The 14,522-nt window shown below is 65.4% G+C and carries 14 protein-coding genes and 2 pseudogenes; 8 read left to right on the forward strand and 8 right to left on the reverse strand.

Translation table 11 applies throughout. The features are described from left to right. From VI480_RS08945 to VI480_RS08960, 4 genes and pseudogenes are all read right to left on the reverse strand, one after another. A pseudogene (locus VI480_RS08945) lies at positions 1-728 on the reverse strand (glycine dehydrogenase (aminomethyl-transferring)); the annotation flags it as partial. Between the two features lie 69 nt (positions 729-797). Further along, entirely contained in the window at positions 798-1,940 is a 1,143-nt protein-coding gene (gene gcvT, locus VI480_RS08950; RefSeq protein WP_323672487.1) for a glycine cleavage system aminomethyltransferase GcvT, read from the reverse strand. A 19-nt stretch (positions 1,941-1,959) separates the two neighbouring features. Then, positions 1,960-2,265: an arsenate reductase family protein gene (locus tag VI480_RS08955; protein ID WP_416246665.1), complete on the reverse strand. Its 306-nt coding sequence runs from the start codon at positions 2,263-2,265 to the stop codon at positions 1,960-1,962. Positions 2,266-2,283: 18 nt separating this feature from the next. Continuing rightward, complete coding sequence (locus VI480_RS08960) at positions 2,284-2,406, reverse strand: hypothetical protein (RefSeq protein WP_323672488.1); 123 nt, start codon at positions 2,404-2,406, stop codon at positions 2,284-2,286. Here VI480_RS08960 and ilvD point away from each other — a divergent pair. From ilvD to VI480_RS08980, 4 genes and pseudogenes are all read left to right on the forward strand, one after another. Continuing rightward, the gene (ilvD, locus tag VI480_RS08965; protein ID WP_323672489.1) at positions 2,405-4,240 is read left to right on the forward strand and encodes a dihydroxy-acid dehydratase; all 1,836 of its coding nucleotides are present in this window, start codon (positions 2,405-2,407) and stop codon (positions 4,238-4,240) included. The genes VI480_RS08960 and ilvD overlap by 2 nt on opposite strands. 85 nt (positions 4,241-4,325) lie before the next feature. Further along, entirely contained in the window at positions 4,326-5,804 is a 1,479-nt protein-coding gene (locus VI480_RS08970) for an MFS transporter (RefSeq protein ID WP_323672490.1), read from the forward strand. 65 nt (positions 5,805-5,869) lie between these two features. Beyond that, on the forward strand, positions 5,870-6,418 hold the full coding sequence (locus tag VI480_RS08975; RefSeq protein WP_323672491.1) for a thioesterase family protein: 549 nt from the start codon (positions 5,870-5,872) through the stop codon (positions 6,416-6,418). Between the two features lie 102 nt (positions 6,419-6,520). Continuing rightward, a pseudogene (locus VI480_RS08980) lies at positions 6,521-7,021 on the forward strand (dihydropteroate synthase); the annotation flags it as partial. Here VI480_RS08980 and VI480_RS08985 read toward each other — a convergent pair. The 3 genes from VI480_RS08985 to VI480_RS08995 all read right to left on the reverse strand — a co-directional run bounded on the left by VI480_RS08985 (position 6,987) and on the right by VI480_RS08995 (position 8,395). After that, complete coding sequence (locus VI480_RS08985; RefSeq protein WP_323672528.1) at positions 6,987-7,313, reverse strand: hypothetical protein; 327 nt, start codon at positions 7,311-7,313, stop codon at positions 6,987-6,989. The pseudogene VI480_RS08980 and the gene VI480_RS08985 overlap by 35 nt on opposite strands. Before the next feature lie 31 nt (positions 7,314-7,344). Beyond that, entirely contained in the window at positions 7,345-7,644 is a 300-nt protein-coding gene (locus VI480_RS08990) for a DUF2442 domain-containing protein (protein WP_323672492.1), read from the reverse strand. A 397-nt stretch (positions 7,645-8,041) separates the two neighbouring features. After that, positions 8,042-8,395 carry a hypothetical protein gene (locus VI480_RS08995; RefSeq protein ID WP_323672493.1) on the reverse strand — a complete coding sequence of 118 codons (354 nt, stop codon included), beginning with the start codon at positions 8,393-8,395 and terminating at the stop codon, positions 8,042-8,044. Positions 8,396-8,909: 514 nt separating this feature from the next. Between VI480_RS08995 and VI480_RS09000 the strand changes: the two genes are divergently transcribed. Continuing rightward, the gene (locus tag VI480_RS09000; RefSeq protein WP_323672494.1) at positions 8,910-10,187 is read left to right on the forward strand and encodes an ATP-binding protein; all 1,278 of its coding nucleotides are present in this window, start codon (positions 8,910-8,912) and stop codon (positions 10,185-10,187) included. Between the two features lie 37 nt (positions 10,188-10,224). Here VI480_RS09000 and VI480_RS09005 read toward each other — a convergent pair whose 3' ends face one another. Beyond that, on the reverse strand, positions 10,225-10,653 hold the full coding sequence (locus VI480_RS09005) for a molybdopterin dinucleotide binding domain-containing protein (RefSeq protein WP_323672495.1): 429 nt from the start codon (positions 10,651-10,653) through the stop codon (positions 10,225-10,227). Between the two features lie 897 nt (positions 10,654-11,550). Between VI480_RS09005 and VI480_RS09010 the strand changes: the two genes are divergently transcribed. The 3 genes from VI480_RS09010 to VI480_RS09020 all read left to right on the forward strand — a co-directional run bounded on the left by VI480_RS09010 (position 11,551) and on the right by VI480_RS09020 (position 14,486). Further along, complete coding sequence (locus VI480_RS09010; protein WP_323672496.1) at positions 11,551-12,669, forward strand: type I restriction endonuclease; 1,119 nt, start codon at positions 11,551-11,553, stop codon at positions 12,667-12,669. 93 nt (positions 12,670-12,762) lie between these two features. Next, a complete protein-coding gene (locus VI480_RS09015; protein WP_323672497.1) occupies positions 12,763-13,137 on the forward strand; it encodes a hypothetical protein in 375 nt (124 codons plus the stop codon). 197 nt (positions 13,138-13,334) lie between these two features. Next, on the forward strand, positions 13,335-14,486 hold the full coding sequence (locus VI480_RS09020) for a type I restriction endonuclease (protein ID WP_323672498.1): 1,152 nt from the start codon (positions 13,335-13,337) through the stop codon (positions 14,484-14,486). Positions 14,487-14,522: the final 36 nt, after the last annotated feature.

Below are 14,522 nucleotides of genomic sequence, written 5' to 3' on the forward strand. Positions count from 1 at the left end.
GCGCCCGTGCCGTGCAGAGCTTCGATCACCGGTTGAAGGTTGCGGACAGCGCCGCTGCTGCCGGGGTAGGCCAGCAACGCGCCGTACACCTTGGCAGGCGCCAGATCGGTCGCCGGGTCGCCCACCATGATGTCGATGCCGAGCGGCTGGGCACGCGTGCGAACCACATCGATGACCTGGGGATGGCAGTCGGCATCGACGAAGAAGCAGTCCGGCCCGCTGCGCGTGATGCGGCGGGCCATGGCCATTGCCTCAGCAGCCGCAGTGCCTTCGCAGAGCAGTGATGAGTTGGCAATCTCCATTCCCACTAGGTCGCACACCATCGTCTGGTAGTTGAGCAGCGCTTCGAGCCGCCCTTGGGAGATCTCGGGCTGGTACGGCGTATATGCCGTGTACCACGACGGGTCTTCCAGCACGCCGCGCCGGATGACTGCGGGCGTGAGCGTGCCGTAGTAGCCCAGCCCGATCAACGAGTGCACCTGCGTGTTGGCATTGGCCAGCCAGCGCATCGCCGCAGTGGCTTCCGTCTCGGTAAGGGGACGGTCGATGCCGTCGAGCACGATCGGCTCGTCGATCCGGATCTCGGCTGGTACGGCGGCATCGATGAGGTCGCTGAGCGAGCCGAACCCGAGCCGCTTGAGCATCACGGCGACGTCGTCGGGCTGCAGGCCGATGTGACGTGCTGCAAATGCCCCTTCTGCGCTCGTAGGTACCGGGGGTTCACTCATGCGCCATGCCTCCGTGCAAGGGGTCTCGTGCGGTCTCGTTCATCGTCAGTGCCATAGCTCCGTCTGTCGTCACGACGGTCGCCAGTAGCGGTGCTCCGCGAACGGCAGCGGGGCGACCCGGCACGGCTCAGGACCCTTGCGGCCCTGGGCGAACAGCTCTGTGCCGTCTGCCGAGTGCTCGGCCGCTACGTAGGCCATGGCGATCGGTGCTTCGACGGTAGGGCCGAAGCCGCCGCTGGTCACCATGCCGACGCTGGTGCCGTCGGAGGTGCTCAGAGCGGCGCCGTCGCGAATCGGCCGGCGGCCGGCGGCTGCGATGCCGACCCGCTGGCGCGGCGGCCCGTCACGTAGCTGCGCCGTGATGATCTCCGCGCCGGGGAAGCTGGCCTCGGCGCGCCGGCGCTTCGGGATCGACCAGCCCAGTCCGGCCTCGGCCGGGGTCGTCGCCTCGGTGAGTTCGTGGCCGACCAGCGGCAGGCCTGCCTCGAGTCGCAGCGTGTCGCGGGCGCCGAGCCCTGCCGGCGACACTTCGTCGCTTCCCAACAGCAGCCGTGCGATATGGGTCGCCTCGCTCGCAGGAATGGCGACTTCGAACCCGTCCTCGCCGGTGTACCCGCAGCGCGACACCTCGCACTCGACCCCGTCGATCGGCAGCGTGGATGTCGACATGAACGCTAGGTCTGCGGCTGCCGGCGCCCAGCGATCCAGCACGTCGACGGCTGCGGGCCCCTGCAGCGCAATGAGCGCCAGATCGGTGCGGACTTCGATGCGCACACGGCCGTCGTCGGAGCCGCCGTTGGCTTCCCGCAGCATCGACAGGTCGGCGTCGGTGCGCACCGCATTGACCACAATGCGCAGACAATCGGCATGACACGACACGATCAGGTCATCGAGCACGCCGCCTGCAGCCGTCGTGAACTGCGTGTACCTCATCCGTCCCGATGCGAGGCTCGTGATAGCGCCCGGCACGCGGCGTTCCAGCCAGGCTGCCACATCAGGCACGTCGTCTCCGGCCGCGGGGCGCAGCTCGACAATGCCCATGTGGCTGACATCGAACAGTCCCGCCATCGTGCGTGTGGCGCGGTGCTCGGCAACAGTGCCGTCGCCGTAGCGCATGGGCAGCGCATGACCGCCGAAGTTGACCATCCGGCCGCCGAGTTCGGTGTGCAGGTCGAACAGCGGGGTACGTACGCCGCCGTTGGCGTCAGTCATCAACCGGTCCGGCTCAGCTTCAGTCGGCCAGGAGCTCGGCGATGCGACCCTTCGGACGTCCGACAATGGCCCGGTTGCCGCGCACGACCACCGGTCGCTGCATGAGCGCCTTGCGCTGGCTCAGCAGCTCCACCACTGCGTCGGGATTGCCGACGTAGTCGTCGGCGTTCAGGTTCAGCTTCTTGAACTGCGAGTCCTTACGCACCAGATCTTCGACGGGGTCCTCGAGTATCGACACCAAGTGTTCGAGCGTGTCCCGGTCGGGCGGCGTCTTCATGTACAGGACGACGTCGGCCTCGACTCCAGCTTCCTCGGCGACCGCCAAGGCATTCCGGGAAGAGTTTCAATGCGGGTTGTGATAGATGGTCACCTCGTCCATGAGGCCGAAGTTACCTGCGCGAGCCGCCCGAACGTGGACAGGTGCCTCGCGAATCGACACGGGCGCGGCCACGTAGGCTGAAGCCATGCCGAGCTACCGATCTGTCACCTCCACAGCAGGCCGAAATCAGGCTGGGGCTCGAGCGTTGTGGCGTGCCACCGGAATGACCGATGAGGACTTCGGCAAGCCGATCGTCGCCATCTCCAACTCGTTCACCCAGTTCGTGCCGGGCCATGTCCATCTGAAGGACCTGGGCCAGCTCGTCGCCCGTGAGATTGAGGCTGCGGGGGGCGTGGCCAAGGAGTTCAACACCATCGCCGTCGACGACGGCATCGCCATGGGCCACGACGGGATGCTCTACAGCCTGCCGTCGCGAGATCTGATCTCTGACGCCGTCGAGTACATGGTGAATGCCCACTGCGCTGACGCGCTGGTGTGCATCTCGAACTGCGACAAGATCACACCGGGCATGCTGAATGCCGCCATGCGGCTGAACATCCCCACCGTGTTCGTCTCGGGCGGCCCGATGGAAGCCGGCAAGACGAAGCTGGCCACGCAGAAGGTTGACCTCATCAACGTGATGGTGGTAGCCGCCGACGATTCGGTCAGCGACGAGGACGTGGCCGAGATGGAACGGTCGGGCTGTCCCACGTGCGGTTCGTGCTCGGGCATGTTCACCGCCAACTCCATGAACTGCCTCACCGAGGCGCTCGGCCTGTCGCTGCCCGGCAACGGGACCGTGGTGGCGACCCACTCAGACCGTCGTGAGCTGTTCCTGGAGGCAGGGCGCCTCGTGGTGGAGCTGTGCCGCCGCTACTACCAGGAGGACGACGAATCGGTGCTGCCCCGGTCCATCGGCAGCTTCGAGGCGTTCGAGAATGCGATGACGCTCGACATCGCGATGGGCGGTTCCACCAACACCATCCTGCACCTGCTGGCCGCCGCCCAAGAGGCGGAGCTCGACTTCACGATGGCCGACATCGACCGGCTGTCTCGCAAGGTGCCCAACATCTGCAAGGTGGCGCCCGCGTCGGAGTTATTCCACGTCGAAGACGTGCACCGCGCCGGCGGCGTGATGGGGATCCTGGCCGAGCTGAATCGGGCCGGGCTCATCGCCAATCAGGTGCCGACCGTGCATTCGCCGACCATGTTCGATGCCATCTCCCGCTGGGACGTGGCGACGAACGACGATGCGTCGCTCCACGAGTTCTTCCGGGCCGGTCCGGCGGGCATCCCCACACAGGTGGCGTTCAGCCAGTCCGAGCGCTACCGCACGCTGGATGTCGACCGCGAACGCGGCTGCATCCGCTCGGTCGATTGTGCGTACTCCGCCGATGGTGGGCTGGCGATCCTGTACGGCAACCTCGCGCCGGACGGCTGCGTGGTCAAGACCGCCGGGGTGGACGAGTCCATCTGGGTGTTCTCCGGCCCGGCTCACGTGGTCGAGAGCCAGGACGAGGCGGTCGAGCACATTCTCGGCGATGAGGTCGCCGCCGGGGACGTCGTGGTGGTGCGCTACGAGGGCCCCAAGGGCGGCCCGGGCATGCAGGAGATGCTGTACCCCACCTCGTACCTGAAGTCGAAGGGGCTCGGCAAGGCCTGTGCGCTGGTCACCGACGGACGCTTCTCCGGCGGCACGTCAGGCCTGTCGATCGGCCATGTCTCGCCGGAAGCGGCCTCAGGCGGGCTCATCGGGCTGGTCCGCAATGGGGACATCGTGGAGATCGACATCCCGAACCGCACGATCAACCTGGCGGTCGACGCTGCCGAACTGGAGCGGCGCCGCGCCGAGCAGGATGCCGCAGGCTGGCAGCCAGCGGAGCCCAGGCCGCGCCAAGTCAGCACGGCGCTGCGGGCCTACGCAGCCATGGCGACCAGCGCTGACCGCGGCGCGGTGCGCGACCTCTCGCTGCTCGGCTGACTCGTCCCGCCGATCCGCCCGCCGCGAGCGGCCGATCTGAGGCGTTCCTCCGCACTGGCCCCGGCCCCGCCGTAGCCTCGTACGGGTGACGGCCAGCGCTCCGACGCATCTGGACTCAGCACGCGGCTGGGTCACAGCCAGCGGCGCTGCAATCGTCGTCATGGCCGGATTCGGCACTATCTACAGCTTCACGGCATTCGCCAATGCGATGGCCGAAGAATTCGACACCGGCTTGGGGCCGATTTCGATCGTGTTCGGCATCACGGTGTTCCTGTACTTCGGCAGCGCCTTGGTATCGGGCCGCATGTACGACCGTTTCGGCATCGCGCCGCTGATCGTCGCCGGGGGGCTGCTGTTCGTCGGCGGACTGCTGGCTACCTCGCAGGTCACGGTGCTGTGGCACGGCTACGTGCTGTTCGGCTTCGGCCTGGGCTTCGGGGGAGGACTGTTCAACGCCCCGCTCTTTGCGCTCACCGCAATGTGGTTTGCGAAGTACCGGGCCATCGCTCAAGGCATCGTGGCCACCGGTTCGGGACTCGGGACGATGATCTACATCCCGTTCGCTCAGTGGCTCCTGCGTACCTACGACTGGCGCGTCGGCATGCGCTGGCTGGCCGTGATCGCAGCAGTGATCCTGGTGTTCGGACTGCTCGTCATCCGACAACCGCCCGCGATGGAGATGGGCGATCCTCGTCGGCATCTGTCGCTGGTCGTGCGGACGAGCACGTTCTGGCAAATGGGCAGTTCGGGCGTTCTCTTCACGATTGCTGTGATCGGCACAATTGGGCTGCTCATTCCCTTTGCCATCAATGACGGCGTGCCTGAGATTGCAGCGGGCTTGCTCGGCTTTACCGTTGGCCTGTCCAGCATCGTGGGTCGGCTCGCCTTGACGAGCTTGGCGAGACCCTTGGGATCGGTCCGCCTGCTGAAGATCGCCTTCGCAGGCCTGCCCGTTGCCTACGCCATCTGGTTCGTCACGACGCGGGTCGGCACGCTCGAGACGAAGTACGGGCTGCTGGTGGCGTTCGCTGCTCTGCTCGGTGTCTCCTACGGCGGTTACGTTGCACTGCTGGGCGATGTCACCGCCCACCTGTTCGGACTCGCGGGCATCGGGACGCTCGTCGGCAGGTTCTTCTTCTTCGCCGGAACAGGCGCACTGATCGGCCCTCCGCTGCTGGGCTTCACACGAGATGTCAGCGGCGGCATCACGATGCCGATCGTCATGGTGGGAGTCATCGCCTTGGCAGGCGTCTTCGTGCTCATGCCGATGACCCGTCATCCGCTGGCGCTGCCGACCTATGTGGGCCCGCCCGGCTCGCCGCCCCCGCCGCAATCCCGGCCGCTCGTGCCCGCGCCCGCAGCACAGAGGCCCGCACCCATGGTTGAGGCGGGGTCCAACGGGCAGCGACCCGAGAGGCTCGTGGCCGCGATGGCGCACCCCCGTTCGGCTGCCCTGCGCGACGCGCCGCCGCAGGTGTTCTGGCCCGTCGCCGACGACGGTGAGCCGGATGGCACCGGTGCGGTGCCGCCGGTCACGGTCGCGGATGTGGCCCGCAGCAACTGAGCGCGGTCGTAGATTCACTGGCTCGGCACGAATCCGGAGATACCGATGCCCAGGAGACGAGCGGCGTGAGCAGCCGAACACCGAGCCCCCAGCCCACCGACGACGTTCCCCGCGCCCCTGTCCCAGTGCTGAGCGGAACCGTTCAGGAGGGATGGATCGACTACAACGGCCACCTCAACGCCGGTTACTACTTGGTGGCCTTCGACGATGCGATCGCGCCGTGGATGGACTTCATCGGCCTTGGCACCGCACACCGTGAGACTCGCGACATCACCACGTTCTCCGCGGAGAACCACATCACTTACGTGAGAGAGATCGGGCCCGATGAGCCGTACGTGATCTCGATGCAGTTGCTGGGCTTCGACCGGAAGCGAATTCACGCATTCCAGGCCATGACCCAGACTCGGGACGACTACCTCGTCGCCACCTGCGAAGTCATGTCGCTGCACATCGACGGGCCGACTCGACGCGTGGGGCCGATGGCCGATGAGCCGTACCGGCGGCTCGGCGAGATCTGGGAGGCACATCAGCATCTGCCGCTGCCGCCCCAAGTCGGCCACACGATCGGCATCCGACCCTCGGCGGACGCGCTCCGGCACCCAGACCTCGACTGAGGCCCCGAGAAGAGCTTCGTCATCGTCGGTCCGGCGTCATGGGACCGACCTCGGTCGGGGTTGCAGCGCCGTGACTATGTTGCGGCCGTGGAGATTTTCGGCGTGGTCAACGCCTCTCCGGACTCGAAGGCTGACTTCTCTGTGGTGCAGGGCTGTGCCGAAGCCGCTGCGCGAGGAGCCGAGTTGCTGGCCGAGGGGGCCGATTACTTCGACCTCGGCGGGGAGGGATCTACGCCCGGCAGCAACGAGGTGAGTGCTGACGACGAATGGCGCCGTGTGGAGGGGCCGCTGCGTGGGCTGCTGTCGCTGGGCGCAGAGTTGGCGATCGACACCCGCAAGCCCGAGACAGCGCGTCGGGCCCTGGACGCGGGGGCCACGGTGCTGAATGCCGGCGACGCCCTGCAATCGCCGGAGATGGTCGAGCTTGCGGCCGAGAGCGGCGTGCCGGTGGTGCTGCCGTTCATGCTGGGGCGGGATTTCCGCAGCGTGCGTGACGTGAGAGGCGATCCCGTCACGGTGATGGTCGAGTGGTTCGCGTCGCGCATCGAACGGCTGCGCCGGGCGGGCGTCACCCAGCGGCTGCTGCTCGACTGCGGCGTCGGCTTCGGCCCCCACGACATGGACTGGCCCGAACGAGCGGCCTATCAGCGAGCCATCTACAGCGGTCTGGGGGAGCTGCGCCGCTTCGACCTGCCCCTGTACGTGCCGGTGCCGTGGCTGCAGACGCCCGATCGTCTGGAACTGCTCGACCTGGCGCTCTCCCAAGAACCCGATTACGTCCGAGCCCACCGCCCCGCCCAAGTCCGCGACCACCACACCGCCATCGCCGCACCACTGCCTCCCGACAGCCGTATTCGGCGTGGAAGTGAGGCGGTCTGTGGTCGTTCCAGAACATCCGAATGACGATGCCGTAGAAGCGGCAGATCTCAGGCACCTGCGTCGGCCATCAGTGTGGGGAACATCTCCTCGGGGGTCATCCCGGTGATCTCCATATAGAGCGCATCACCGCAGAGGTCCAAGTCGTCGCCCCACGCGATCGAGGTGCCGGGGCCGAGCCGCACTGCGGAGAAGAACGACAGATCGTTCCACGCCGCGAAGACCCCACAGCCGGCCAAATGAGACAGGTCCACCTCGCCCTCGACCCCGTCCTCGTAACGGAGCCAGATGCGGTGCGGCGCCAAGGCGCGCACTTCGACCGGACGCACCCTCCTATCAGCCGCCGCCATAACGGCAGCCTATTGAGGCATACGCCGCTGCAGCGGCGTCTTGCGCCTTGGATGAGCTTGGCACCGTTCGAGGACTTGGCGGGTCTGGGGACGGCACGGCCGGACACGGCGTCACCAGCGTCCGTATGCGATTCTCGGCGCGCCACCGCGAAACTAGGACAAGTTCCGAACGCACTCTCGACGACACATCAGTTCATCTTCGACCGGCGCGCAGAGCAATCGCCCGCCAACGGCGTAACCCAGGCCGTTTGCCGAAGCAGGGACGGTTCCAGGGTCTTCAGAGATGACTACACGCTCCGCGGCTCGTATGTCAACGCCTGACGTATCGCTTCTCGCGGATCGCCTCACACGTGACCGACTGAGTTCCTACCTCAGTTCAACTGCGGGCGACCTTCGCTCAGCTATCGCGCTCTACGACTGGAACCTCGGGGCGGCAGCAGCCCTGTACGAAGACCTCGGACGGCTCGAAGTGGTGTTCCGCAACACTGTTGACCAAGCGCTCGTCCGACATGGCGCAACCGAATCTTGGCGCACCTCTTGGTACCGGCAGCCGCATCTGTTCCCCGGTCGGCGTACCTCCGAATAGTTCGTCGTCCTCGGCCATCTGCTTCGCCTCCGCGATTGTCTCCCTGTAGTTCTCCTTGGCCTCAGAGCAGGGAAGTGCCATCGTCTTGACACAGCGTTCCTCGTTGGCGTCGGCGTAGCGGCCAGGCTCCATGCCACGCCGCAGCAGCGTGGCCAGCATCTCCATGCATGTCTCGAGGGTGACGCCCGGCGCTGCAGTCGTGGTCGTTGGAGCCGCAGTAGTTGTCGTCGTCGTGGTTGGCGGGGCCGCGGTGGTAGCCGTCGTCGTTGTTGGCGCAACTGCGGTCGTCGTCATAGGCGCGGTAGACGCCACCGTGATCGCGGCGGCATCCGCGACGACCTCGGTGACAGCTGTGCCGTCGTCGGATCGGTCGGTGTCGCCGCACGCTGAAACGACTAGCAGCACGATGCAGGCGGCGGTATGTCCAGTTGCCCAACCACAGCGACTGGCATGTGTTCACCGGGGTGAATCAAACGCGGAAGCTGGGCATGATGCAGGACATGGCAGAGGCGGCGGACTTGGTGCGTGACCGCGACGTGCGACCGATCCTGGGTTGAGCGCTGCATCGACATGCGGATCCGGCGGATTCACCGCAGGGTCGGGTGTTTCGGCACTCCATTAGACAATATTCCAGCACTTGTACAGGCGATAAAGCAGCACTTTGCTAGACTTCAGGAGCGTGGCTGACACTCTCGTTCCAGCCGGGTATCGGCCCCGTGTCGTTGATCGGGAAGTGTCTGAGACCCTGCAAGCCAGCCCTGCCGTGCTTCTGGACGGCCCTCGTGCCAGTGGCAAGACCTGGACCGGCAAACGCTTCGCGCGCAGCGAAGCACTGCTCGACACTCTGCCCGGCGCCCGCTTGGCCGCGTCGGTCGATCCGGCGGGACTGCTCGATGGAGCGGTTCCCCGTCTGCTGGACGAGTGGCAGCAGGTCCCCGGCATCTGGAATCCCATGCGGCGAGCTTGCGATGACCGGGCGCAGATGGGCCAGTTCATACTCACCGGTTCGGCCAACCCGCCCGACGAGATCACCCGGCACTCGGGCGCCGGGCGAGTGGCGCGGGTGCGGATGCGACCCATGTCGCTGTTCGAATCCGGTGAGTCAGACGGCAGCGTGTCACTGACTGCGATGATCGACGGCGCACCGTGTCGGCCGAATCGTCCCGGCGTCCCGATCGCCGACATGGTCGACCTCGTATGTCGCGGCGGCTGGCCCAGGATTGTCTCCGCGACGCCCGCAGCGGCCCAGAGGTACTTGCGCAACTACCTCGATGACATCAGCAGGGCAGACATCGCGTCGGTCGACGACGTGAAACGCGATCCCGTGGGGGTCCGGCGTGTGCTGGCCTCGCTAGGGCGAAATGTCTCCACGAAGGCCTCCTATGCGACGATCGCCAACGACGCGTCAGGTGATCGGGAAGTGCCGGTGCATCCCCGCACGGTGAAGAGCTACATGCAGGCTCTCGAGAGGCTGTTCGTCGTCGAGGACCTGCCGGCATGGCAGCCGCACTTGCGATCTCGAATTGCGTTGCGCACAACTCCGACGCGGCATCTCGTGTGCCCGTCTCTCGCTGTCGCCGCCTTGCGGACCAACAGCGCCCGGCTGCGGGCCGACCTGGAATTCTTCGGATTGCTCTTCGAGTCGCTGGTGGTGCGCGACCTGCGGATCTACTCGCAACTCGAGGGATGCCAGCTATCGCACTACCGGGACGAGTACGGCTTGGAAGTCGATGTGATTCTGGAGCGCGCTGATGGGGAATGGGCCGCTTTCGAAGTCAAGCTCGGAAGCGACGATGGCGTCGCCGAAGCAGTCGAGTCGTTGCGCAGCCTGAGAGATCGGGTCGACACCGCCAAGATGGGTTCTCCCGTCAGGCTCGCAGTGATCACTGCGACCGGTATCGGCGTCGAGCTCCGAGACGGCATAGCCGTCATCCCGATCACGACCCTGGGTCCCTGACTGCCTGCCTCGCAGGCAGACTGCGTTCAGCGGCAGGTCAGTCGGCGACTGGTTCGAGGGCTACCCGGACGTGCTTGTGGTGCGGGGTGAGTGACAGCCAGTCGCGGTCTTCGATGTCGGTGAGCTCATTGACGGCCACGCCGTGGATCTTGTGCTTGCCGTCCTCGTCGGGATACTCGGTGCCGAAACCGTGGGGAAGTGTCACGTGGCCGGCCATGACCGTGTCGGTGACCTCTGCAGGGGCCTCGGCCTCGCCTCGCTTGGACACGATCCGGATGCGATCCCCGTCCACCACGCCGAGCGCGGTGGCGTCGTCGGGACTGATGCGCAATGAGCCGTCCTTGTCCTTCTTGCGCCAGTCAGCGTCGCGCACGACGTCGTTGGCGGTGGAGGAACGACGCTCGCCGGCAGAGAGCACGAACGGGAAACGGTCACTGGCAGCACCGGCGGGCTCCTCGTCGTTCAACGACCTGAACTCATCGACCGGCGCGCAGAGCAATCGCCCGCCAACGGCGTAACCCCGGCCGTTTGCCGAAGCAGGGACGGTTCCGGGGTCTTCAGAGATGACTATACGCTCCGCGGTCCGAATGTCAACGCCTGACGTATCGCTTCTCGCGGATCGCCTCACACGTGACCGGCTGAGTTCCTACCTCAGTTCAACGGCGGGCGACCTTCGCTCAGCTATCGCGCTCTACGACTGGAACCTCGGGGCGGCAGCAGCCATGTACGAAGACCTCGGACGGCTCGAAGTGGTGTTCCGCAACGCTGTTGACCAAGCGCTCGTCCGACATGGCGCGACCGAATCTTGGCGCACCTCTTGGTACCGGCAGTCGCATCTGTTCCCCGGTCGGCGTACCTCGCGAGCTCGAGCCGATATCCATGGGGCTCGCCAGCGCGCCACCCGCGGTGGGCAGCGTGGCGAGATGCACGGCCGAGTCATCGCCGAGCTGAACTTCGGGTTCTGGCGCTTCTTGTGCGAAGCCTCGTATCACACGTCGATGTGGGTGCCATGCCTCGCCGCTGTCTTTCCTGGGCATCCCGCTAGCCACGATGCCCGTCAAGTTCGCGCTGACGTGGCTCATCGAATGCGACGCTTTCACGCACTGCGAAATCGCATCGCGCACCACGAGCCAATCCACCAGTGGGACCTCGCCCGCGAGCATGGGCATCTGTTGGAGGTCATCGGCTGGATCTGTTCCCGCACCCGAGACTGGGCTGAGACCGCGAGCCGAACGCAGCAAGTGCTCGCGAGCCGACCTCGACGGTCGCGTGAACAATCCGCTCAACGAAGCTGAGCGAGAACAGGCCTGATTTATGATCCTCCTCCGGCGCGGCGCGATGCTCGGCGCACGGGGAGGCTGATATGGAACTGGAGGAACGGCTCGCCAAGGTGAGCACTGAGCTCTCGCCGGGAAACTTGGTGCTTGAGACAAACGTGCAGGTCAAGGTCATTCGCCCCATCCTGCGCAGCCTGGGTTGGGATGACGCTGATTCTTCGCATCTGCGGGCCGAATACAAGACGGGTTATGGAAGAGCTGACGAGGCGCTCCTCGACGAATTTGGCCACCCCTTGGTCTTCATCGAGGCCAAGAAGCAGGGTCATCTGCAGGACGTGGCTCGGTACGACAGCGCCCTTCGGCAGCTGTTTCGCTATGCCAGGAATGAACCGGTGCGGATCTTGCTGCTCACTGACGGTGAGACGTGGGACTTCTACCTGCGGAAGGCAGCGGGATCGCCGGCTGAGCGGCGCTTCCTGAGGCTGACCTTGGCAGAGTCCGCAGATCTTGAGGAGGCGGCATCGGCGCTTCGTACGTTTCTCAGACGAGATGCTGTACTCAACGACGACGCCATACGGGCTGCGCAAGCGCGACTCGTGGATGAGAAGGCACGAAGTGAGAGAAGGCGCGACATCCAAATCGCATGGCGAGCATTGCTCGATGGATCCGATGAGACGTTGCGGTCGCTGCTGACCGAGAGGATCGAACAAGGGGCAGGTCACCGACCCCCTTCTGCCGAGATAGCGGATTTCCTTCGCGAACAAGGTGCGCATGCGTTGCCAGAAGGCGATCCGGCGCCGGGACCGTCGCGCCCGTACACCTACGACGAGCTGTTCCCAGACGACCGGCCCAGAACCGACTACGCCCGAGATGAACTTGAGCACCTCATGCCGGACGAGATGTCGGATGTGCTCGAATGGTGGGCTGAGGAGTGGGAGGTGGATGCGCCCACGGAGCACGACTGCGATCTGGGTGAATCGAGTCAGAATGTCGAGTTCGTCCTACACGCACAAGGCCTCTACCGCGGCTGGGTGACAGCCGCCGACGAGATACGCGAGGCCGCTGAAGAGTTCGTGGATGTGCAGGCCTACCTCGCATCCTTGAAGGTTGTCGAGCTCAGGGACTGGGCAGTACGCCTCGGTCTCGGCACCTCCGGCCTACGCAAGCAGGGTCTCGTTGACACGCTGGCCGAGAACATCGAGTGACTCGGAGACTGACCCCAATGACACCGAGGAGGTCGGTCGTGAAGAGTGCAAGGACACCAGCCTGCAGGGCTGTGCCCGGATGGGAGTGATGCGATGAGGTGGCTTGCCGTCGTTGTGGCTGGGACGCTGCTGGCCGGTGGGTGCGCGGACAGTTCATCCGATGCGGTCAGCAGTGCACCGGCCAGCGCCGACAGGGTGATGACCTGCGCCGGCCTCGGCCCCGATGCTGCATGGGAAATGCAGAAGGCGAATAAGACGTGGCAATCGTTCTCGGCTGCTCTTGATAGCTCCGACGAGGAAGCGGCCCGCCGGGACCTACGCGAACTCATGGCTCACCTCGAAGACTTGGGCGAGATCATCGAACACATGGATGCCGCAGGCTGTGAGCGGATGCTTGAGGTTGCACGCGAGAATGCGGAGACGCTCGACACGATGGTACTGGCCGCACGCGGATTGCTGGATCGCTGAGAGCCGCGGGCAGGGCACCGAGACTCTCTGCGGGGGCGGCTGACTTCGGCGCTGGTGATCATCACGCTTTCCCCTCGTCGCGTCGTGACTGAGGCCCGCGACGTACTTGCTGGCTCAACTTGGCCGACCCGCACCGGGCCTGACCTACGATGCCTGTCGAAGTCGGGCAGTCGTTGGCGTGCCGGGAGGTTCGAGCGGTGAGTTCTAGCGGACTGGAAGAAGCACTCACCAAGGCGCGAGCCACCCTTGCATCTGGCGTTTTGGCGAACGAAGCCATGGTGCAAGCGTCTGTCATCCGGCCCATCCTGCGCGAGTTGGGGTGGGACGACGCCGACCCAAGGCAATGGCAGGTCGAGTATCCGGTTGACGGAAAACGAGTGGATGAGGCGCTTCTCGGCCCACTCGGCAAGCCGCTGGTCTTCATCGAAGCCAAGAGACAGGGCAACCTCAACGTCAAGGCAGAGGAGCAGTTGTTTCGCTATGCGGCGCACAAGGGCGTGCCGATCTTGGTGCTGACCGACGGCGACACCTGGGATCTGTATCTGAGCATGGCGGCGGGCGAGCCAGCCGAGCGCCGGTTCGCTCCCCTGACGCTGACCGAGTCGGATGACCTCGGCCGGGTGGCCCAGGATCTCCGAGAGTTCATGGCGCGGGACGCGGTGCTGTCGGGAAGAGGCCATGACGCAGCGCAAGCACGCCTCAAGCAGGTCAAGGATCGGGCGATTGGCAAGAGCGGACTCGAATCTGCGTGGGCGGAACTGCTGCGGGAGCCCGATGACATGCTGCGGGACCTGCTGGTCGAGAAAGTTGAGCAACGCATCGGATCGCGTCCATGGGCCCAGGACGTCGATGAATTCCTGTCAGCTCTCGCCGATCGGCTCGACGCACCAGCTGCACCCTCGAATCAGTACGAGGATCCGGTATCGAGCGAACAAGTGCCGTCATGGTCCACCGCGGGTCAGGACTCAGCAGTGGTGGCGGGCCGGATCGTTGGAGTCGTAATCAGAGGAAATCGACACGAGGTCGGGAACGGACAGGCGGCGATGGCCCTGCTGGCGGGTGCAATGCAACGACAGAGTCCGGACTTCTTGGAGCGATACCGCGACGAAGCCGCCCCCGGCGCTCACAAGCGACCGCCGGCGGTGCGAGATGACGCGTTGAATGACTACCTGGAAGGCCAGATTCGAGGGCAGAGCTACCGACAAGTTGACGGGTCTTCCGAATGGTGGATCTACGTAAACCTCAAGACGAATGCGCAGGCCAGGCGGATGCGCATGATGGCCAAGATTGCTGGTTTGTCTTGGGGCACCGATGAAGGTGTACGGCTCATACACGGCGCCGCCGGTTGAGTCGCTTCGCCGGGACTCCACTGAGGGCCTGAGCGG

It is taken from the genome of Candidatus Poriferisodalis multihospitum (assembly GCF_028283155.1).
Classification (GTDB): Bacteria; Actinomycetota; Acidimicrobiia; order Acidimicrobiales; family Poriferisodalaceae; genus Poriferisodalis; species Poriferisodalis multihospitum.